This window comes from Aeromonas sp. R6-1 (genome assembly GCF_040908165.1).
GTDB lineage: Bacteria > Pseudomonadota > Gammaproteobacteria > Enterobacterales > Aeromonadaceae > Aeromonas > Aeromonas caviae.
The window spans coordinates 194500-214676 of sequence record NZ_JBFODF010000043.1; the positions used below are offsets into that span (position 1 = coordinate 194500).

At 54.1% G+C, this 20177-nt stretch carries 21 protein-coding genes; 15 read left to right on the forward strand and 6 right to left on the reverse strand.

What is annotated here, in order from left to right; genetic code table 11:
* Positions 1–186: 186 nt before the first annotated feature.
* Positions 187–1446: a translesion error-prone DNA polymerase V subunit UmuC gene (gene umuC / locus AB5Y68_RS14180; RefSeq protein WP_069554004.1), complete on the reverse strand. Its 1260-nt coding sequence runs from the start codon at positions 1444–1446 to the stop codon at positions 187–189.
* Positions 1427–1870: a translesion error-prone DNA polymerase V autoproteolytic subunit gene (umuD, locus tag AB5Y68_RS14185; protein ID WP_024941056.1), complete on the reverse strand. Its 444-nt coding sequence runs from the start codon at positions 1868–1870 to the stop codon at positions 1427–1429. Before umuD ends, umuC begins: the two co-directional genes overlap by 20 nt.
* A 114-nt stretch (positions 1871–1984) precedes the next feature.
* Here umuD and AB5Y68_RS14190 point away from each other — a divergent pair, with 114 nt between their 5' ends.
* From AB5Y68_RS14190 to zorA, 9 genes are all read left to right on the forward strand, one after another.
* The gene (locus AB5Y68_RS14190) at positions 1985–2173 is read left to right on the forward strand and encodes a DUF3283 family protein (RefSeq protein ID WP_021138010.1); all 189 of its coding nucleotides are present in this window, start codon (positions 1985–1987) and stop codon (positions 2171–2173) included.
* Positions 2174–2319: 146 nt separating this feature from the next.
* Positions 2320–2766, forward strand: coding sequence for a hypothetical protein (locus AB5Y68_RS14195; RefSeq protein WP_049636665.1), 447 nt, complete (start codon positions 2320–2322; stop codon positions 2764–2766).
* Positions 2767–2951: 185 nt separating this feature from the next.
* A complete protein-coding gene (locus AB5Y68_RS14200; protein WP_201883071.1) occupies positions 2952–5399 on the forward strand; it encodes a type I restriction-modification system subunit M in 2448 nt (815 codons plus the stop codon).
* A complete protein-coding gene (locus AB5Y68_RS14205; protein WP_201883068.1) occupies positions 5399–6700 on the forward strand; it encodes a restriction endonuclease subunit S in 1302 nt (433 codons plus the stop codon). The genes AB5Y68_RS14200 and AB5Y68_RS14205 overlap by 1 nt, the downstream gene beginning before the upstream one ends.
* Before the next feature lie 266 nt (positions 6701–6966).
* Complete coding sequence (locus AB5Y68_RS14210; RefSeq protein WP_201883064.1) at positions 6967–7620, forward strand: DUF4433 domain-containing protein; 654 nt, start codon at positions 6967–6969, stop codon at positions 7618–7620.
* On the forward strand, positions 7617–8681 hold the full coding sequence (locus tag AB5Y68_RS14215; RefSeq protein WP_201883062.1) for a macro domain-containing protein: 1065 nt from the start codon (positions 7617–7619) through the stop codon (positions 8679–8681). The genes AB5Y68_RS14210 and AB5Y68_RS14215 overlap by 4 nt, the downstream gene beginning before the upstream one ends.
* Before the next feature lie 74 nt (positions 8682–8755).
* Positions 8756–11887: a type I restriction endonuclease subunit R gene (locus AB5Y68_RS14220; RefSeq protein ID WP_201883968.1), complete on the forward strand. Its 3132-nt coding sequence runs from the start codon at positions 8756–8758 to the stop codon at positions 11885–11887.
* Positions 11887–12600, forward strand: coding sequence for a M48 family metallopeptidase (locus AB5Y68_RS14225; RefSeq protein WP_005331303.1), 714 nt, complete (start codon positions 11887–11889; stop codon positions 12598–12600). Before AB5Y68_RS14220 ends, AB5Y68_RS14225 begins: the two co-directional genes overlap by 1 nt.
* Positions 12601–12773: 173 nt before the next feature.
* A complete protein-coding gene (gene zorA, locus AB5Y68_RS14230) occupies positions 12774–13244 on the forward strand; it encodes an anti-phage ZorAB system protein ZorA (RefSeq protein ID WP_368207285.1) in 471 nt (156 codons plus the stop codon).
* Between the two features lie 60 nt (positions 13245–13304).
* Here zorA and AB5Y68_RS14235 read toward each other — a convergent pair whose 3' ends face one another.
* Together AB5Y68_RS14235 and AB5Y68_RS14240 are read right to left on the reverse strand one after the other, a co-directional pair.
* On the reverse strand, positions 13305–14285 hold the full coding sequence (locus AB5Y68_RS14235; RefSeq protein ID WP_368207287.1) for an IS5-like element IS5 family transposase: 981 nt from the start codon (positions 14283–14285) through the stop codon (positions 13305–13307).
* A 296-nt stretch (positions 14286–14581) separates the two neighbouring features.
* The gene (locus AB5Y68_RS14240) at positions 14582–15553 is read right to left on the reverse strand and encodes an integron integrase (protein WP_024941042.1); all 972 of its coding nucleotides are present in this window, start codon (positions 15551–15553) and stop codon (positions 14582–14584) included.
* Positions 15554–15793: 240 nt separating this feature from the next.
* On the opposite strand from AB5Y68_RS14240, the gene dfrA15 reads away from it, so the two are divergent.
* From dfrA15 to AB5Y68_RS14270, 6 genes are all read left to right on the forward strand, one after another.
* Complete coding sequence (dfrA15, locus tag AB5Y68_RS14245) at positions 15794–16267, forward strand: trimethoprim-resistant dihydrofolate reductase DfrA15 (RefSeq protein ID WP_001830196.1); 474 nt, start codon at positions 15794–15796, stop codon at positions 16265–16267.
* Positions 16268–16293: 26 nt separating this feature from the next.
* Complete coding sequence (locus tag AB5Y68_RS14250) at positions 16294–16737, forward strand: hypothetical protein (protein WP_201884015.1); 444 nt, start codon at positions 16294–16296, stop codon at positions 16735–16737.
* 442 nt (positions 16738–17179) lie between these two features.
* The gene (locus AB5Y68_RS14255; protein WP_043133635.1) at positions 17180–17932 is read left to right on the forward strand and encodes a GIY-YIG nuclease family protein; all 753 of its coding nucleotides are present in this window, start codon (positions 17180–17182) and stop codon (positions 17930–17932) included.
* 91 nt (positions 17933–18023) lie between these two features.
* A complete protein-coding gene (locus AB5Y68_RS14260) occupies positions 18024–18410 on the forward strand; it encodes a hypothetical protein (RefSeq protein WP_103828957.1) in 387 nt (128 codons plus the stop codon).
* A complete protein-coding gene (locus AB5Y68_RS14265) occupies positions 18407–18784 on the forward strand; it encodes a hypothetical protein (RefSeq protein WP_201880196.1) in 378 nt (125 codons plus the stop codon). The genes AB5Y68_RS14260 and AB5Y68_RS14265 overlap by 4 nt, the downstream gene beginning before the upstream one ends.
* Before the next feature lie 86 nt (positions 18785–18870).
* Positions 18871–19356, forward strand: coding sequence for a hypothetical protein (locus AB5Y68_RS14270; RefSeq protein WP_157162231.1), 486 nt, complete (start codon positions 18871–18873; stop codon positions 19354–19356).
* Positions 19357–19636: 280 nt separating this feature from the next.
* Here the strand turns inward: AB5Y68_RS14270 and AB5Y68_RS14275 are convergent, their stop codons facing one another.
* Together AB5Y68_RS14275 and AB5Y68_RS14280 are read right to left on the reverse strand one after the other, a co-directional pair.
* Positions 19637–19816 (reverse strand): hypothetical protein, encoded by a 180-nt coding sequence (locus AB5Y68_RS14275; RefSeq protein WP_147273948.1) that lies wholly within the window; start codon positions 19814–19816, stop codon positions 19637–19639.
* Positions 19817–19923: 107 nt separating this feature from the next.
* Positions 19924–20177 (reverse strand): transposase (locus tag AB5Y68_RS14280; RefSeq protein WP_161653822.1); only part of this gene is annotated, 254 nt, incomplete at its 5' end.

The window sequence follows — 20177 nt, forward strand, 5'->3', positions numbered from 1 at the left end:
GTGCACAATTTCTTGTGTCGGCAAGTCGCAATGCGGATTGGCAAGTCGACCAGTACAGTGGAGAGAGCTGTTACCGTACTGGTCAAAGATGGGCGATTACGTTTTGTTGGGCCGCGTAAGTGCGGACGTTGGGAGGTATTGAATCCTGACGCGTAACCATCTAGCCCCATAGCTAATCGACTCGGGCTACCTCGCCACCGGCAGGTCCTCCCAGCGGGTGGTGTAACAGGGGCTCAGGTGCTCTTGTCGCATCATCCACTCAGGCGACCCAGTGCCTTGGCTGGCAAAGCCTACGCGCCCCAATCCCTTGGCTTTGATCTGGTCCATCACTGCCATCAGCGCATCTGATTGAGCGGAGGACGGGGCAAAGAGATCTGCCTGTTGTTGCCCCTTGGGGGTGAACTCACTCAGCATGACGCCCCCCTTCTGATAACGGTAACCGTCGCGCCAAATCTGCGGTAGCAGCACGTTCACTTGCTGCAGCAGCAACCGGGTATCATCGCTAGGGCAGACCAGCCGGACGCCAGCCTGCTCACTGTAGTAAGGGGCTCGTTCGTCAAAGGGGCTGGTTCGCACGAACAGGTGCACCCGCTGGCAACACATCCCCTCGGCCCGCAGCTTCTCGGCTGCGCGAGCCATAAAGCCTGACAACGCTTGGGCCATTTCTCCACGGTCAGTCACGCGCTCACCAAAGGAACGGCTCGAGAGGATCTGCAGCTTCGCCGCCGGTTCAACGGTCAGCTCTGCGCAAGGCAGGCCACGCAGCTCCTGTACGATCCGCTCGACCACCACGCCGTATTGGGCGCGTAACCCTTTGGCATCGCTAGCCACCAGGTCAGCCACGGTGTTGATGCCTTGTGCCACCAACTTGGCCCCCAAGCGCCGTCCTATGCCCCACACCTCGTCCACCGGGGTGATAGCCATCAGCCGGGCACGGCGCAGCTCGTCACGCAAGTCCACGACGCCGCCCGTGGCAGGCCACTTCTTGGCTGCATAGTTGGCCAGCTTGGCGAGGGTCTTGGTGGGGCCGATCCCAACCCCTACCGTGAGGCCGGTCCACTGCCAAACTCGCTGCCGGATCTGTTGCCCATAGGCTGTCAGGTCCCCGGCAAACGACTCTGACAGTGACAGGAATGCTTCATCGATGGAGTAGACCTCCAGCTCGGGGGCCATGGTCTCCAACGTGCTCATCACCCTGCCAGACATGTCTCCATAGAGCGCGTAGTTGGAGCTGAATGCCACACCGCCATGCGCCTCGAACTGCTCGCGGATCTTGAAGTAGGGCCCAGCCATCTTGATGCCCATCGCCTTGGCTTCGGGGCTGCGCGACACCACGCATCCATCGTTGTTGGAGAGCACCACGATCGGGCGGCCACGCAGCTCAGGGCGAAACAGCCGCTCACAGCTGGCGTAGAAGTTGTTTACATCAACGAGCGCTATAGCCATCACGCTGCCTCAGATTGCCAATCACATGGGTGACCACTCCGAACAACTCCAAAGAGAGGCTCATACAAGGGTCTATAGGCGCGAACGCCGGATTGGCTGGCAACAGCCGCAACCTCGGCTTGAGCTGCAAGGTCTTTACCGTGAAGCCGCCATCGAGTAGTGCAATTACCACATCTCCATGGCGCGGGGTCAGGCTCTTATCTACTACCAGCAAGTCACCGGGAAAGATGCCGACCCCTGTCATGCTCTCCCCCTCGGCACGCAGATAGAAGGTTGCTGCAGGGTGCGACACGCAGTGGGTGTTGAGGTCCAACTTCCCTTCCAGATAGTCGCTGGCTGGGCTGGGAAAGCCACAAGAGGCGCGGTGCAAGAACAGCGGGATGGTCACCTCGGCGGGTGATGGGTCTGGGGTTAACAGCTTCATGGCAAACACCTGTGTTTATATACAGCTATTATAGCGCACCACCTTTGAACCAGCGCAAGTCCCGCATGCCACTGATGGCGTACCATGGCGCCAACAAATAACAAAGAGATCAGTATGAGTCACAATCTGTGTGCCCTACCGAAAGAGCAGCAAGAACGGGTCGAGGTCGAGAAGGCTGCCGCATATGCCGTATGGAAAGAGCGCAACGGTCACTTGGCCAGCGCAGAAAGCGAAGCAAGCCAGCATAAGGGTGAGCTGGGCAGCTACTTTCTTGAGCAAGTGGGTAAATACAAACGAGGTTAATTATCTCAAGCTGGACTGAACGCGCCTCAGTGGACGTCTTGCCATCACGCATCCGCCTGAAAACACGACATGTTAAAAACCTCAGTATCGAGGCTGAGCGGCTGGCCCGGTATAGTCAATCGAGTTCACGTCAGAGGAGAGATGCAATGAGTCACCAACCCGGCTTTTGGCTAGCGACACGCCAGTGGTCGCTGGCCGCACTGCTGCTGAGCCTAACGCCGCAAGTCGTGTTTGCAGCCGACTGCACCTATCGAAAAGATGCATTGGGCCATACCCGCTATCAATGTGACGATGGCAAGCAGGGCACCTTACGTGAGGATGCGCTTGGCAACATCAAAGACTCGGGAACCGGAACGACCTGGCGTAAGGACGCGCTCGGCAATCTTAAGGGGAGCGATGGCACTACCTATCGGCAAGACACGCTGGGCAATATTCGCGGCAGCAATGCCAAAACCGGTGAACGGGTGACATGGCGTGAAGATGCACTTGGTCAGTTGCGTGCATCTGATGGCACCGTCTGTCGAACCAACGCGCTGGGGCAACTCAAATGCCGTGGCGAGAGCACACCGCCGGCCTTGCTGGAAGGCAAATGATGGCTTTTGCAGCAAACGATCTGCCTATCCGTCACTGATGTGATATCCACCATGGTTGCCACGGGGTCAAGTGGGTAAACTCGTTGGCAATCTCTGGCGTGCTCACCCGTATGGGTGCAAACAATCGCCTCTTTTCGTTTTCCATGCGCCCTTGGCGCAAACTGACTCTTATTGGAACCCTTTCCATGGCTATCAAGAAAAACGAACTCTACTCCTCCCTGTGGGCCAGTTGCGATGAACTGCGCGGCGGCATGGACGCCTCCCAGTACAAGGACTATGTGCTGACCCTGCTGTTTGTGAAGTACGTTTCCGACAAGGCCAAGGGCAACCCCTACGCCATGATTGAGGTGCCGCAAGGGGCCAGCTTTGACGACATGGTGGCGCTCAAGGGCGATAAGAATATCGGCGAGGCGATCAACCTCACCATCTCGGCGCTGGCCGAAGCCAATGATCTCAAAGGCGTGATCGACATCGCCGACTTCAACGATGAAGACAAGCTCGGCAAGGGCAAGGAGATGATCGACCGCCTGACCAAGCTGATCGGCATCTTCGAGGGGCTGGATCTCTCCGCCAACCGCACCGAGGGCGATGATCTGTTAGGCGATGCCTACGAATACCTGATGCGCCACTTCGCCACCGAATCGGGCAAGTCCAAGGGCCAGTTCTATACCCCGGCCGAGGTGTCGCGCATTCTGGCCAAGGTGATCGGCATCAGCCGCCAGACGCCGCAAGATGCCACCGTCTACGACCCTACCTGCGGCTCCGGCTCCTTGCTGCTCAAGGCCAGTGACGAGGCGGGACCCAAGGGGCTCACCATCTACGGTCAGGAGATGGATAACGCCACCAGCGCCTTGGCGCGCATGAACATGATCCTGCACGACAATCCGACCGCCAAGATCTGGAAGGGCAATACCCTGGCCGCGCCCCAGTGGAAGGAGGGCAACAACCAGCTCAAGTGCTTCGACTTTGCCGTCGCCAACCCGCCCTTTTCCAACAAGAACTGGACCAGCGGCCTGGATGCTGAGCACGATGAGTTTGGCCGCTTTGTCTGGGGCGTACCGCCGGAGAAAAATGGCGATTACGCCTTCTTGCTGCACATCATCAAGAGCCTCAACAGTCGCGGCAAGGGGGCGGTGATCCTGCCCCACGGCGTGCTGTTTCGTGGCAATGCCGAGGCGCGCATTCGCGAGAATCTGCTCAAACAAGGCTTTATCAAGGGCATTATCGGCCTGCCTGCCAACCTCTTCTACGGCACCGGCATTCCGGCCTGCATCATCGTCATCGACAAAGAGACGGCACACCAGCGCGCCATCCAGACCAGCGGCTACAGCAGCCAGAGCCTGTTTATGATCGATGCCAGCAAAGGCTTTATCAAAGATGGCAACAAGAACCGGCTGCGCGAGCAGGACATCCACAAGATCGTCGATACCTTTACCCGTGAGCAGCTGATCCCCCGTTACAGCCGCGCCGTGCCGCTCTCCGAGATCGCCGCCAACGACTACAACCTGAATATTCCGCGCTATATCGATGCCAGCGAGGCCGAGGATCTGCACGATCTGGCCGCGCACCTCAAAGGCGGCATTCCCAATCGGGATATCGACGCCCTGGGCGCTTACTGGCAGGTGTTCCCGACTCTGCGGGCCGATCTGTTTGCTCCGGCCCATGCCGGTTATAGCCATGCTCTGGTGGCGGCCGCCAAGGTCAAGGGCACCATACTGGCGCATCCCGAATTTGTCTGTTTTGCGTCTGCTTCACTCGAACCCTTCTCACGTTGGTTTACAGAGTGCCATCTGGCGGAGATTGAGCCGGGCGAATCGCCCAAGGCATTGATCGAGGAGATCAGCGAATCGCTGCTCGCCGCCTATGCGCCGCTGCCGCTGCTGGATAACTACGATATCTACCAACTGCTGCTGGACTACTGGCATGCCGTGATGCAGGACGATGTCTATGTGCTCTGCCAGGATGGCTGGGCGGCGGGCAAGGTGCTGCGCGAGCTTAAAGTCGACAAGGGCGAAAAGCTTAAAGAGACGCCGGATCTGGTGCTAGGCAAGAGCAAATACAAGGCCGAGCTGTTGCCACCGGCGCTGCTGGTGGCCCGCTTCTTTAGCGATGAGCAGGTCGACATCGACGCCCTGCAGGCCGCCGCGGATGAGGCAAGTCAACATCTGGAGAGCTATCTGGAAGAGCAGGGGGGCGAGGAGGGGCTGCTGAGTGACGCGGCCAACGACGCGGGCAAGATCAACGCCGCCAGCCTGAAGGCGCGGCTCAAGCAGGCCAGCGATGCCGAGGAAAAGGCGGCGCTAAAAACCGCCATCAAGCGGTTCGAAGCCGAAAGCCAGGCTAAAAAGGCGGTAAAAGAAGCGCAAGAGGCGCTGGATCGGGCCGTGGTTGCCCGTTACCCCAAGCTTACAGAGGGTGAGATCAAGCAACTGCTGGTGGAGGATAAGTGGCGCGCCAGCTTGCAGGCGGCCATCGAGGCGGAGATTGAGCGCATTACCCAGCAGCTGGCCAACCGCGTCAAGGAGTTGGAGGAGCGCTACCGCGCCACCCTGCCGCAGCTGACCCAGCAGGTCGCAGATCTGGAGGCCAAGGTGGCCGCGCATCTCAAAAGCATGGGGCTGGAGTGGGCATAATGGCAGAGCAGATGATGCAAGACGCAGCAGGCAAGGCGATCCCGGTAGGCTATAAGCAAACCGAAGTGGGGGTTATTCCTGAGGATTGGGAAATTAAGACATTAGGTGAGCTAGTTGATATATATAGCGGTGAAAGTCCATCAAAATTCAATTTCACGGAATCTGGTATTCCTTATTTTAAAGTAGAGCAGTTGAATGATGGATTAATGTATGCGGATGAAACGCCTTATTTTATCGACACACAAAAGACAGTTAGGGCGGGGAGTGTCATCTTTCCAAAGAGAGGTGCTTCAATTTTATTAAATAAAATAAGATTGCTTAAGCGCGACTCATTCATGGATACTAACTTAATGGCATTAACATGCTCATTTAGTTTAGATGCGCTATATTTGTACAATCAGTTGATATATAAAAAACTAAGCTCCGTTGCGGATACGACATCCATTCCCCAAATTAATAATAAGCATATAACTCCTTACGCAATCCCATTTCCTACTAAACAAGAACAAACCGCCATTGCCAATGTGTTGTCGGATAGCGATGCGCTGATCGATGCGCTGGAGCAGCTGATCGCCAAGAAACAGGCCATCAAGAGCGCCACCATGCAGCAACTGCTGACCGGTCGTACCCGCCTGCCCGCCTTCGCCCTGCGCCCCGATGGCACCCCCAAAGGCTACAAGCCCAGCGAACTGGGAGATATTCCGGACGATTGGGAGGTTGTGTCACTTGGAGATGTTATACAAAAAGTAACCGGAGGTGGTACTCCTAGTAGGGCCAATCCAACATATTGGGGTAATGAAATACCATGGGTAACCGTAAAGGATTTCGCTACTTTTAACCCGTCAATGGCTCAGGAATATATTACAAAAACAGGGCTTGCAAATAGCTCAAGTAATTTGATACCCCGAGGAACATTGATCACATCCACCCGAATGGCTTTGGGTAAAGCTGTTGTTTATGATGTTGATGTAGCTATTAATCAGGATTTGAAGGCAATTTTCCCAAACTCCGATGTTGTTGTCAGTTATTTGTTTTATTGGTTTGAGCTGAACGCAGTAAAAATTGATGATCTTGGAAGTGGGAGCACGGTAAAAGGCCTTTCGTTAGGTGATTTGCGAAATTTATCGTTTCTATTGTTAAGTTCAGAAGAACAAACCGCCATCGCAACTATTTTATCCGATATGGATAACGAGCTGCAGGCATTGACCCAAAAGCTGGACAAGGCCCGCGCCTTGAAGCAAGGCATGATGCAACAACTGCTGACCGGCAAAATCCGCCTGCCGCTGGCGGTGGGGGCATAGACGGGGGCATGAGTGCAGCCCAACCAGATGACCGCCTCTGCCGCGAGCCTGGCCACCGGAGCCACCCAGCGCCGGATTTGCTTGACTGTTGCGTGACTGGGGCGTTGTTAATTGGCGCGATAGATGTTTATCTATCTGAAAAGAAAGAGATACTTTTACTGTGAGTTGCTTGATGGCGTGCACAGCGGCCACCCGCATACGAAAAGCGGGTGGGGTCATCGTTGGCGTGTTTATCAAGCGCTGGGTATCGCAGGAGCTAGCCACCCATGGCCTATGACTATAGCCAGAGCCTGAATCCGCAGAAGGCGCTGATATTCCGGATCGTGCATCGGGATAACCTGGAATGGATCCTGACCCATGGCCTGTGGGCGGGGAATGGTCAGCAGCAAAACCCGCACTGGGTGCATATCGGGCTGCCGGAGCTGATTGCCAAGCGCGCACGCCATCCGGTGCCGCTGGCGCCTTACGGCGTGTTGAATGACTATGTACCCTTCTACTTCACGCCGTTTTCGCCCATGCTCAGCAATATTCACTCGGGGCGCGGTGTTCCCCGGCGTGAAAATGATGAAATCCTGATCCTGGTTTCCAGCCTGCATCGCATGGCTGAATTGGGGCTACCGTTTGTGTTTACCGATAGCCATGCCTATTACCAGTGGGCCAATTTCTATGTCGACCTTGGCGATCTGGGGCGGATTGACTGGCCACTGTTGCAGCGCCGTGACTTCAAGCGTGATGCGGACGATTTGAGCAAGCTGGAACGCTATCAGGCCGAGGCCTTGATCCATCAACATTGCCCCATCGAGGCGTTGCTGGGCGTGGTGTGTTACAACGAAGAAATAAAGAACAGCGTGGAACAATGCATGAATCGGGTCGGGATCGCGCGCCCCGTCTATGTCCGTGATGGGTGGTATTTCAGATGATTCGATATACAACAGGCAATCTGCTGGATGCTCCGGTGGAAGCGCTGGTGAATACCGTCAACACCGTCGGTGTCATGGGCAAGGGGATCGCCTTGATGTTCAAGGAGCGGTTCCCGGCCAATATGCGCGCCTATGCCGAGGCGTGCAAACAGTGTGATGTCGTCACCGGCAAGATGTTTATTACCCAGACGGGTGAGCTGCTGGGGCCGCGCTGGATCGTGAATTTTCCGACCAAACAGCACTGGCGCAATCCGGCACAGATGGCGTGGATCCAGGATGGTTTGCAGGATCTACGGGCCTGGTTACAGGCGCAGCAGGTCTCTTCGATTGCCATTCCGCCGCTGGGGGCTGGCAACGGTGGTCTGCCTTGGCCAGAGGTCAAACAGGCGATTGAAACGGCACTGGGCGATCTGGATATCGATATCCTGCTCTATGAGCCCAGTAGCCAATACCAAAATGTGGCCAAGCGGGGCGGGGTGGCGGAGCTGACTCCGGCTCGGGCCTTGATTGCTGAACTGGTACGCCGCTACTGGTTTTTAGGAATGGAGTGCAGCTTGCTGGAGATCCAGAAACTGGCCTGGTTTCTGGCTCGGGTCATTGGCCGTAACCCGCTGGGGGATCCGCTGCAGTTGCAGTTTAAGGCCCATCGTTATGGCCCTTATGCCAACAATCTGACCCATCTGCTCAATGCGATGGACGGCAGTTATCTGCAGTCCGACAAGCGCATTCCGGATAGCAAGCCGTTTGATGTCATCTGGTTTAATGAGGCCAAAAAACAAGAGCTTGCCGTTTATCTCCAGACCGAGGCCAAAGCATTTTTACCGATACTGGAGCAGACGACCGCGTTAATCGATGGTTTTGAGTCGCCCTATGGCATGGAGTTATTGGCCACGGTCGATTGGTTGATCGCCGAAGAGGGCTGTGCGCCGACGCTGAGCGCGCTGCGAGAGGGGTTGCATCGCTGGCCAGCGGGAACCCCGTGGGGTGAGCGCAAGGCGCGGCTGTTTGATGATCGCAGTCTGCAGATCGCCTTGAACCGTTTGCAGCAGGGATTGGTGTAACGACGTTGGTGTAACGAATAGCAGCGGCTGCGCGGTTGTCGCGGCGGCTTGAGAGAATAACAGGGATAGAGAGCATGATTTCAGTCGGCCAACGGGAGCGGGCAACCCAGAACCGCGTCATCAAGTTATTTCAAGCGGAGCTGGGCTATCGCTACCTGGGGGATTGGCATACACGGGAGAACAACCGCAATGTCGAGCCGGAACTGCTGACCGCCTGGCTGGTGGGGCGAGGAGTGGACGCGGCGCTGATCCCTAAGGTGCTCAGGCAACTGGATCGGGCGGCGAGCCTGGGCGAAGGGCGCATCCTCTATGACGCCAACAAGGAGGTCTATCGCCTGCTGCGTTATGGCGTGAAGGAAAAAGTAGGGGCAGGCGAGCAAAACCAGACCGTCTGGCTTGTTGACTGGACTAATCCGCAGGCCAACGACTTTGCCATTGCCGAAGAGGTGACGGTCAAAGGCGAGCATAAGAAACGGCCGGATCTGGTGCTCTATGTCAACGGCATTGCCCTTGGCGTCATTGAGCTCAAGCGCTCTACCGTCTCTGTCTCTGAAGGTATCCACCAGAACCTGGATAACCAGAAGAAGGATTTTATCCGTAACTTCTTCACCACCATGCAGTTGGTGATGGCGGGCAACGACACCCAAGGGGTGCGCTACGGCACTATCGAAACCCACGAGAAATACTATCTGGAGTGGAAAGAGCCAGCCGATCCAATCCATTCCGACCATGTCGATCTGCCGAGTGCCAATCTGCTGGACCAGCATCTGGCGCAGTTGTGCAGCAAGGCGCGCTTTCTGGAGCTGATCCACGACTTTATCGTATTTGATGCGGGTACCAAGAAGACCTGCCGCCATAACCAGTATTTCGGCATCCGTGCCGCCAAGGCCTCTATCCGCCGTCGGGATGGCGGCATCATCTGGCACACCCAAGGCAGCGGCAAGAGCCTGACCATGGTCTGGCTAGCCAAGTGGATCCGCGAAAATGTGACCGACAGCCGGGTGCTCATCATCACCGACCGCACCGAACTCGATGAGCAGATTGAGAAGGTGTTCAGCGGGGTGGAGGAGGAGATCTTGCGCACCAAAAGCGGGGCCGATCTGGTGACTCGTCTGCATGCCCATAACCCCTGGCTTATCTGCTCGCTGGTTCACAAGTTCGGTCGCACGCCTGAAGGCGAGTCGGATGACGAAGATGATGGCAGCTCGGATGATTTTATTGCCGATATGCGCCGCAGCTTGCCCTCGGACTTCAGCCCCAAGGGGCAGCTGTTTGTGTTTGTCGATGAGTGCCACCGCACCCAGTCCGGCAAGCTGCATGGGGCGATGAAGAGCCTGTTGCCAGAGGCGCTGTTTATCGGCTTTACCGGCACGCCGCTGATGAAGCAGGACAAGAAAAAATCCATCGAGGTCTTTGGCCCCTACATTCACACCTACAAGTTCAACGAGGCGGTGAGTGATGGCGTGGTGCTGGATCTGCGCTACGAGGCGCGGGATATCGATCAGCGGGTCAAATCCCAGAAGAAAGTGGATGAGTGGTTCGACACCAAGACCAAGGATCTCTCGCGGCTGGGCAAGCAGCAGCTTAAACAGAAGTGGGCCTCAATGCAGAAGCTGCTCTCCAGTCGTTCGCGGCTGGAGCAGATAGTGGCCGATATTCTGCTCGACTTCGAGCGCAAGCCCCGGCTGGCCGATGGTCGTGGCAATGCCATGCTGGTCTGCGCCAGCGTCTATCAAGCCTGCAAAAGTTACGAGATGTTCAGCCAGGCCGGTTTTGCTGGCAAGTGCGCCATCGTCACCAGTTACCAACCCAATGCCAGCGAGATCAAGGGCGAGGAGACGGGCGAGGGGCTGACGGAGAAGCTGGCCAAGTACAACATCTATCGCAAGATGCTGGCCGACTATTTCGAGCAGCCGGAGGATGAGGCGGCTAAGCGGGTCGAAGAGTTTGAAAAACTGGTCAAGCAGCGTTTTATTAAAGAGCCGGGCCAGATGCGGCTGCTCATTGTCGTGGATAAGCTGCTGACCGGTTTTGATGCCCCCTCTGCCACCTACCTCTATATCGACAAGAAGATGGCTGATCACAACCTGTTCCAAGCCATCTGTCGGGTGAATCGGCTGGATGGTGACGACAAGGAGTACGGCTACATCATCGATTACAAAGACCTGTTCAAGTCGCTGGAGAAGACGGTCAACGACTATACGGCCGAGGCCTTCGCGGGTTATGACAAGGAGGATGTGGCCGGGCTGCTCAAGGATCGACTGGCCCAGGCCAAAGAGGATCTGGATAACGCTCTGGAAGCCGTTCGTGCCTTGTGTGAGCCGGTGAAGGCGCCCAAGTCGCAACTCGATTATCAGCATTATTTCTGTTGTGAGCCGGGAGCCGATGAAGAGACGTTGAGCGAGAAAGAGGCATTGCGGCTGACCCTCTATCAGTTGGTGGCCAAGTTGATCCGCGCCTTTACCAATCTGGCGGGTGAGCTGGAGGAGGCGGGTTACAGCGCCTCGCAGGCCGCCTCGATTAAGCAGGAGGTCGAACACTTCGCCAAGGTCCGGGATGAGATCAAGCTGGCCAGTGGTGATCTGGTGGATATGAAGCAGTTCGAGCCGGGCATGCGCCAGATGCTGGATCTGTGGGTGGATGCCGATCCCAGCGAGACGCTGATGGACTTTGAGGAGCTGGGGCTGCTGGAGCTCATTATCCAGCGCGGCCCCGAGGCGCTGGATGGGTTGCCCAAGGAGATGCGCGACAATCAGGAGTCGATGGCCGAGGCGATTGAAAACAACGTGCGCCGGACCATCGTCGATGAGAACCCGGTCAACCCCAAATACTACGAGAGGATGTCGGTGCTGCTCGATGAGCTGATCGATCTGCGCCGCCAGCAGGCCATCTCCTATCAGGAGTATCTGGAAAAGGTCCGCGAGCTGGCCAAGCAGGTGAAATATCCACAGAGCCATAGCCAGAGCGCCTACCCAGAGAGCATAGACACGGCAGCCAAACGGGCACTCTATGACAATCTGGGCAAGGATGAGCTGCTGGTGGCCAGGATTGATACCGCCGTGCGTTATACCAAGAAGGCCGATTGGTATGGCGATCGCTTCAAGGAGCGGGAGATCGCGTTTGCCATTGCCGAAGAAACCAAGGGATACGATGTGACCGTTGCCGAGGTGATGGAGCTGGTGAAAGCGCAGCAGGAGTACCACTGATGCCCCTGATCACCATTGGTGAGCTCACGCTGGAGTTGCAGCATAAGGGGATCAAGAACCTGCACATCAATGTGCTGCCCCCTGATGGTCGCGTGCGCGTCTCGGCCCCGGCGTCGCTGTCACAGACGGCCATCAGAATGGCCGTGGTCAGACGCTTGCCGTGGATCCGGCAGCAACAGGCCCACTTTCAGGCGCAGCCACGTCAGAGCGAGCGCCAGATGTGCAGTGGCGAGACGCACTACCTTTGGGGACGGGGCTATAGATTGGAGGTGATCCCGGTTGAGGGAGCGCACAGCGTCAAGCTACAAGGGGGGTGGATCCGGATGCGGGTTCCCGCTCATTATGACGCCGCGAAGCGAGAAGCCTTGCTACTGGGCTGGTATCGCCAATTGCTACGCCAGCGGCTGCCGATATTGATGGCCAAGTGGCAGGCCTTGCTCAACGTCACCCCTTCGTTTGTCGGTATCAAACGGATGAAGACCATGTGGGGGAGCTGCAAAACAGATACATCCCGCATCTGGATCAACCTCGAATTAGTCAAGAAGCCCCCCGAATGCCTGGAATTTATTGTGGTGCACGAGCTGGTTCACCTGTTAGAGCGCAAACATAACCAGCGATTTATCACACTGATGGATACCCATCTGCCCAACTGGCGCGAGCATCGCGAGAAGCTCAACAAGATGCCGCTGGCGTTTAACCGGTGGGGGTATTAGGGAAAAGTAGTTAGGTAAGTTTGTGGTATGGTGCCGGCAAAACCAGATTGACGCGGCTCATCTGTTGAGCGGATTACTTTGTTTTTGTTCATTCGTTATCTCGACCTGGTCAAAACACTAGGTTAAAGACTGCCGGTTTTTTTCAAGAATCAGTTGAACATTTGGGATTAGACATGTGGGATTTACTTAAACACCTATGGCCTGACTTTAGCCAGATGCTGAATGGCACCACCAATGGAATCAGTGCATGGTTCTGGTCACTCACTTTCTTAATTTTTGCACTATCCCTGTTTTTTTTGTTCAAGCACTACCGCAACTTCATTGAAAAAAACAAAGCATTGAGATCCTTGCTGGATGGGCAGGATAGAGAAACATTGGCTGACTCCCGCAGAGAAACCCTTCAGAAAGCTAAAACGCTGAATGCCGATAATATTGGCCTTCTCTGGCAAGAATTTGATGAAAGCCTTGTCTTGTCTTCTGACAAGAAACAGCTCTTCAACACGATTGATGCGGAGCATTTCTTCAACGCAAAAAACCTTGCGACCGGCCTAACCTCTAGGGAAAGTGCGAATAAGCGGGGAAATTCTTCTCGGCTGACTCAGTCATTTCATTTTTTCAGTTTGAGCCGATCTTTTCTCCCGTAAATGCCTTGAATCAGCCTATTTAGACCGTTTCTTCGCCATTTAAGGCGTTATTCCCAGTTTTTAGTGAGATCTCTCCCACTGACGTATCATTTGGTCCGCCCGAAACAGGTTGGCCAGCGTGAATAACATCGCCAGTTGGTTATCGTTTTTCAGCAACCCCTTGTATCTGGCTTTCACGAAGCCGAACTGTCGCTTGATGATGCGAAACGGGTGCTCCACCTTGGCCCGGATGCTGGCTTTCATGTATTCGATGTTGATGGCCGTTTTGTTCTTGCGTGGATGCTGTTTCAAGGTTCTTACCTTGCCGGGGCGCTCGGCGATCAGCCAGTCCACATCCACCTCGGCCAGCTCCTCGCGCTGTGGCGCCCCTTGGTAGCCGGCATCGGCTGAGACAAATTGCTCCTCTCCATGCAGCAGATTACCCAGCTGATTGAGGTCATGCTCGTTGGCCGCGGTGGTGACTAGGCTGTGGGTCAGGCCACTCTTGGCATCGACACCAATGTGGGCCTTCATGCCAAAGTGCCACTGATTGCCTTTCTTGGTCTGATGCATCTGCGGATCGCGTTGCTGCTCTTTGTTCTTGGTAGAGCTGGGTGCCTCAATGATGGTGGCATCGACCAAGGTGCCTTGGGTCATCATGACGCCTGCTTCGGCCAGCCAGCGATTGATGGTCTTGAACAATTGGCGGGCCAGTTGATGCTGCTCCAGCAGGTGGCGGAAATTCATGATGGTGGTGCGGTCCGGCAAGGCGCTATCCAGGGATAACTGGGCAAACAGACGCATGGAGGCGATTTCGTACAGAGCATCTTCCATCGCGCCATCGCTCAGGTTGTACCAATGCTGCATGCAGTGAATGCGTAGCATGGTTTCCAGCGGATAGGGCCGTCGGCCATTGCCCGCCTTGGGATAAAACGGCTCGATGACAGCGGTCATATTCTGCCATGGCAGAATCTGCTCCATGCGGGAGAGGAAAATCTCTTTTCGGGTCTGACGGCGCTTAGTGCTGAATTCACTATCGGCGAAGGTGAGTTGATGGCTCATGATGTCCCTCTGGGATGCGCTCCGGATGAACATGATGATCTCATATCAGGAACTTGTTCGCACCTTCCCTGTCTATCGCACATTTTTGCAAATCCCGTCGATTATTTATTTCCATATGAAACTGAAATCCGTAGCATAGTTTGACGAAAAGAACAGGCCATCAGGATGAAAATGGCCCGGGTAACAAGCCACCACCTGAAACGGATGTCAGCCTCTAGGAGCTGTAACCTAAGGGCGGTAGCGTGCCTGCGTCAGGCCACTCGTTCTGAAAAACCGAGCGTCCCGCCCCCCAACCATTACAGATCAGACAAAGGGCTACGTACCCCATTGGCGCCGTTTTGCAGCACATGGGTATAAATTTGTGTGGTTCGAACATCAGAATGGCCCAGTTGCTCCTGCACGGTTCGAATATCCGCCCCCCGCGCCAGCAAATGGGTGGCAAAGGAATGGCGCAAGGTATGACAGGTGACCGGTTTTCCCAGCTGCAACTGACGCGCCGTGGCACGAACCGCTTTTTGCAGGGTGGTTGGATCCAGATGATGTCGACGCAAGGCCCCATCGACAGGATCGCGACTCAGATGGGATGCCGGAAACAGGTAGTGCCAACCCAGCTCTTTGCTGGCGGCCGGATACTTGCGCGCCAATGCCGTCGGCAAGGCCACCCCGGCATACGCGTCGTTTAAGCAGTCCGTCATATAAAAGCGCTGGACGTAGGCAATTTGCTCCCGCAGGGCCGGAATGAGTTCCGAGGCCAGAGTCACACGCCTGTGCTTGCCCCCTTTGCCATTCCAGACCATCAGGCAGAGGTAGTTGAAGTCGATATCCTGCACCCGCAGGCGCATCACCTCCATCAGCCTGAGTCCGCTGCCATACATCAGTTGCGCCAAGAGACGAAGATGAACTGGCATAGCCAGCAACAAGGCTCGGACTTCACTTTGCGTCAAAACAGTTGGCAGTTTGGGAGGGCGCTGGCTGCGCGTAAATTTCATCTCGAGCTGCAGAGGCCGTAACAAGACAGTGCGATACAAGAAGACCAGCGCATTCAACGCCTGGGCCTGAGTCTTGACAGCCACATGGCGCTCGGTGACCAGATAGGACAAAAATTGCTGAACCTCCGCCTCACCCAGCTCGACCGGATGCTTCATCCGGGAAAAACGGATAAATGCCTTGATCCAGTGCAGATAGGCTTCAACGGTTGCCATCGCGTAACGCAGCATCAACATCTGCTCATAGATGCTTGCCAAAAACGGCGAATGAGGCTTGCGCATGAGTCACCTCCATATGTATATATAAACAGTATATACACGAGCAAGTCCCATTGCTGACTATGAAGAAACTTTCCGCATTTTTGCATAATCTATGCGGTACAAAAACATTGCCAAAGCGGGCTTTATCCGGGATTTTCAAGCTTCCGGTACATAGTCTCACACCAGACTATGACGACCCGATCCACCCCAAAATCACGGATAGATTCCGTACAATAAATTGTTAACCCCTAAGGAAGTATCGTGAAACTATCACTAATGGCAGCAATTTCGAAGAATGGAGTTATCGGAAATGGCCCAGATATTCCATGGAGTGCCAAAGGGGAACAATTACTCTTCAAAGCGATTACCTATAATCAGTGGCTTTTGGTAGGCCGAAAGACTTTTGAGTCAATGGGGGCTTTACCCAACCGAAAATATGCCGTTGTAACTCGTTCAAGCTTCACTTCCAGTGATGAGAATGTATTGGTATTTCCATCTATCGATGAAGCGCTAAATCATCTGAAGACGATAACGGATCATGTGATTGTGTCTGGTGGTGGTGAAATATACAAAAGCCTGATCGATAAAGCTGATACTTTACATATTTCAACAATCGACATTGAGCCAGAAGGTGATGTCTATTTTCCAGAAATCCCCGGTAGTTTTAGGCCAGTTTTTAGCCAAGACTTCGTGTCTAACATAAATTATAGTTACCAAATCTGGCAAAAGGGTTAACAAGTGGCAGCAACTGACCGCCAAAAGTGTCACTTGTTTTGCCAAAAAGCCGGCAAAACAAGCGCCAATTTTGTCGGCAGCTGTGCCAGGCGTTAGACGACTTAGGCAAGTTCGCCGCACCTGAAGGGGAAACAGCAAAGATGAAGATGTTGAGCTTCGAAGGCTTCATGAATGATTTTGGCAAAGCTGCGCCAAACAGCATGAACATGTCCATCTACCGCGACAACTTCCAATGCGCCTGTGGGCGAAGCCATTGGTTTGATGAGTCCATAGATGTGATTTGCCAAGGCGGGATTATGAAAATAATGGTTGTCTGCCCAGATGATTCATCCTACATAACTAGCCTAAAGATCAAAACCTTTATGGTCTTCAAGTTCAAAGGCTTTGAGTCTCTTTCTGGCACTCGCATATCCAGCAACGAAGATCGTGTTGCGTTCTCCTCTATTCGCCAATACATGAGGCGCCGATAAGCATGGGGGTCTTACTTCTCATCCTCGCCGTTGCTGGCATTGTGTACCTTTTCGCATCTTCCAAGACACGGAGAGATACAGCAGTCGAGTCAAGGGTCAAACGAATGGTTTCATCTGGCGTAGGCTACTCAACCTTCCCAGACCTCTACTATGAGGCAGCAAAATCGTATGCCATCTCAAAGGGAGCCACCGCTGCTGATCGTGAGAGTGCATCCGCAAAAGTCGTAATAGATGCCGCCGTCTATTTCGTCGTCTTCATCCGAGACACAAGCGGCGGAACCATTATCACCGTCGAGCGTGACTCAGATGTAACAAAGCGCGTTCTTGATGACATGAATCGCATGATGAGACATTGATGACGCAAAAGTCGTCTAACAATTCATTCAAGCCGACGCCGCTTCGCGGCGCGGCTTAATTCAGGCGTTAGCCTCCACGGACAGCCATGAACCGCCTACTTCAAATTGGATTCCAACCCGCCGGTCACTGGCTACTCGTCAACGGGAAGCTCAAGTTCGACCTCACGCGGCATGCCACACAAACGAACATCCTTTATGCTTTCGTCTGCGATGCGGAGGTCATGTACGTGGGGAAAACGGTTCGAACCCTCGCAGTCCGCATGTCGGGCTACAGGACGCCGACTAGAACACAAACGACCAACGTGAATAACAACCGCCGCATACTCGATTTGCTTGCGCGCGGAGCAGCTATCGAGATATTAGCGTTGCCCGACAACGGCCTCCTTCACTATGGAATGTTCCATCTCAATCTCGCCGCAGCGCTGGAGGACGACATCATTCGGAAGCTTAATCCTCCGTGGAACGGCGGAAAGCCTGAAAAGCCTCTTGAGCCCGAGACTGAGTCCGCGGAGTCGCTCCCAGAGCTGACACCAACCGCAACCGAGAGATTTCACTTCACGCTGCAGCCGACATACTTTCGTTCGGGCTTCTTCAATGTGGGTGTATCTTCACAGAAGCACATTGCCTCGGATGGAGAAACGATCGAGTTGTTCTTGGGAGATGCGGCACAGCCGGTTCTGGGCACCATAAACCGTAGAGCTAATAGCAACGGAACGCCGAGAATTATGGGTGGCACAGCGCTGCGCGACTGGTTTCAAGAGAGTGCAAGCGCAATGGACACAATCTCTGTGCAAGTCCTCTCTCCAGCATCCATTCGTCTCTCCGCAGGTGGCGGCTAACCCTTCCATCGAGCGGACGTGCCCCGGCAAGCCGGGTCGCGCCGCTCATGTCAAACGTTATGCATCATTGGCTCAATTACGCGAGGACTGAATGACTGAGCAATCAAAGGTTCAGGCTTACATAAACAATTTCCGGAGACGGCTGGCACCATTTCTTCGTCCAGGAATTGGCCTAGATTGCAACGTCTATCCCGCAGTTGATGGTGGCGCGGTCTTGGTCTTTCGAATCGGGCCAAACGTCGAAAACGACGACAAGTATCATCCGGCATACCCGTCTCTCGGGCGCGCGCTATCTCAGATTGAACAGCGTGCGTTTGGTGGAAATCTCGACGGCTTCACTTTCGGAGGTACGAACGTAATCCTTGAGCAAGATCGCATCATCTTTATCAAGGAAGGTTCTAGCCAAGAGTGGTCCGATACGGCAGCCGAGAAAGACGTGGCATCAGTGCTTGCTCCCCATAGAAGGGGGCAAAAATGAAGCTCGGGCCAATTGAAGGTACAAAGGAAGAAATTACCGGGTTCTTCCAGGACAACGGCTTGAAGGCCAGCGACTATTTCCAAATACAAGAGGCTCCGATTGGAACGTTATGGCTCGTCGTTCCAGCTTTTTGTGTTGTCGCGTCCCTTGGTGCTCTGACATTGCTGGAGTCTCTGAAGCAAGGCCATCAGACATTCATATTTCTCATCGGCTGCACGGCCATTGTGTGGTTGGCAACGGTGGTTCAGCTACGTTTTAAGCACGCATGGGCAACGGGCATTGTAGTCATTGGTGGCTTGCTACTTATGCTCGTGGCGTTGGGTGCTATTTCACCAACCCAAATGCTTAACGAAGTGAAGTCGCTACGAAAATGATGCATAACCCTTCAGTCGAGCGGACCTGCGCAAAAACCGCGCAGGCCGCTCACTTCCACGTTATACGATACAAATGGTACTCATGAATGCTTATTCAACGAAGTATTGCAGATGATTTATTATATAAATATCAAGCGGTGATGATGTACTTGAATGGTGGATTGCTTCCAAATGGCGCTTTGGAGTTTGCAGTCATTCGACCTGAAATTTATAACTGCCTTGATGAAATTAATGATGCAATGTCAGGTGTTGTTGGTGGCGATTTTGTGAACAACCTGAGACGTGCAGTTTATGGAAAATTCATATATCTTAAAAATTATAAAGATGGTTATGCTTTTATGCATATAGAGACAGGTGCTTTCTATATGGCATTTGCATTAACAACGCGCATCGAAGAACTATCCAAAGAGTTTGCCGTGGTTAATACCGCACTAATCCCATTTAACGGAATTCTTGTGTGTGATGGCCTACTGACAACATACAATGTCACATTAGGTAAAAACTACATCAAAGAAATCCGTGATGCTTATTGGAAAGCAAAGCGGAGCGGCTCGCTAATTAGATTTGTATAACAAATAGTTTAAGTCGTTCGCTTCGCTCACTGGGACGCGCGATAAAGCCGCGCGCCCCATAACTAAAATGTTGTGCGGTTTGCCAAGCAATTGAGTTGTAGTGGCAAGAGCGGTTGCGATAGCAGGCAATATTGAATCCTGCTGGTTTTCAAGCTCGGTCGTTGAGGTTGGGTGAATCATCCAAACCAATGCGTTGTCAGCAGCATCTTGGTGGCCGATTTAAGTTCAGTTTGAATACCAGCAATGGCGCTGTTTTCTTCTTTGGTGTTAGCGGTCTAGGTTAAACGTCAGCATCAGCGCCCTGCTCTTCTTTGTTCCAATTCTGGCCGTGAACCATGCCCGTATCGGCTGCGGTTCTTTGCTCTATCAGGTTGGTCTGGCTCGGGTAAATCAGCGTTCTATTCTTCGTGACGCTGCTCAGGCCAGTCTGTTTCAGCGGCTTAATTTCGTTGTTGCCCAAGCGGCTGTCATAGCCAGCTTCGTTGCAGCTCACAACAAATAGTTTAAGTCGTTCGCTTCGCTCACTGGGACGCGCATAAAAGCCGCGCGCCCCATAACTAAACCTGATTACCCATGACCCTCAGCCAGCTTCAAGAGCCGATATGGCATCGGAGGGCTTGCCACGACTGCATGCCCCAATTCAACCAACATGCTCTTGAGGTCAAAACGATGATTAAACCGGAAGCAGTATTCCGCAAGATGCCTTGGTAAATGCTTCGCTCCGAGCGTATGGCAACTGCCCCGCAGCGAGTTTTTCACATTTCCTATCATCGTGTTTACCCAGTTGAATGCCGGATGATCCAGCCAGTCCAGGTTGCCCC

Bases quoted from the DNA above. Each gene is read 5' to 3' on its own strand.
- umuC (WP_069554004.1), bottom strand. From the start codon at position 1,446: ATGGCTATAGCGCTCGTTGATGTAAACAACTTCTACGCCAGCTGTGAG.
- umuD (WP_024941056.1), bottom strand. From the start codon at position 1,870: ATGAAGCTGTTAACCCCAGACCCATCACCCGCCGAGGTGACCATCCCG.
- AB5Y68_RS14190 (WP_021138010.1), top strand. From the start codon at position 1,985: ATGAGTCACAATCTGTGTGCCCTACCGAAAGAGCAGCAAGAACGGGTC.
- AB5Y68_RS14195 (WP_049636665.1), top strand. From the start codon at position 2,320: ATGAGTCACCAACCCGGCTTTTGGCTAGCGACACGCCAGTGGTCGCTG.
- AB5Y68_RS14200 (WP_201883071.1), top strand. From the start codon at position 2,952: ATGGCTATCAAGAAAAACGAACTCTACTCCTCCCTGTGGGCCAGTTGC.
- AB5Y68_RS14205 (WP_201883068.1), top strand. From the start codon at position 5,399: ATGGCAGAGCAGATGATGCAAGACGCAGCAGGCAAGGCGATCCCGGTA.
- AB5Y68_RS14210 (WP_201883064.1), top strand. From the start codon at position 6,967: ATGGCCTATGACTATAGCCAGAGCCTGAATCCGCAGAAGGCGCTGATA.
- AB5Y68_RS14215 (WP_201883062.1), top strand. From the start codon at position 7,617: ATGATTCGATATACAACAGGCAATCTGCTGGATGCTCCGGTGGAAGCG.
- AB5Y68_RS14220 (WP_201883968.1), top strand. From the start codon at position 8,756: ATGATTTCAGTCGGCCAACGGGAGCGGGCAACCCAGAACCGCGTCATC.
- AB5Y68_RS14225 (WP_005331303.1), top strand. From the start codon at position 11,887: ATGCCCCTGATCACCATTGGTGAGCTCACGCTGGAGTTGCAGCATAAG.
- zorA (WP_368207285.1), top strand. From the start codon at position 12,774: ATGTGGGATTTACTTAAACACCTATGGCCTGACTTTAGCCAGATGCTG.
- AB5Y68_RS14235 (WP_368207287.1), bottom strand. From the start codon at position 14,285: ATGAGCCATCAACTCACCTTCGCCGATAGTGAATTCAGCACTAAGCGC.
- AB5Y68_RS14240 (WP_024941042.1), bottom strand. From the start codon at position 15,553: ATGCGCAAGCCTCATTCGCCGTTTTTGGCAAGCATCTATGAGCAGATG.
- AB5Y68_RS14255 (WP_043133635.1), top strand. From the start codon at position 17,180: ATGAACCGCCTACTTCAAATTGGATTCCAACCCGCCGGTCACTGGCTA.
- AB5Y68_RS14260 (WP_103828957.1), top strand. From the start codon at position 18,024: ATGACTGAGCAATCAAAGGTTCAGGCTTACATAAACAATTTCCGGAGA.
- AB5Y68_RS14265 (WP_201880196.1), top strand. From the start codon at position 18,407: ATGAAGCTCGGGCCAATTGAAGGTACAAAGGAAGAAATTACCGGGTTC.
- AB5Y68_RS14270 (WP_157162231.1), top strand. From the start codon at position 18,871: ATGCTTATTCAACGAAGTATTGCAGATGATTTATTATATAAATATCAA.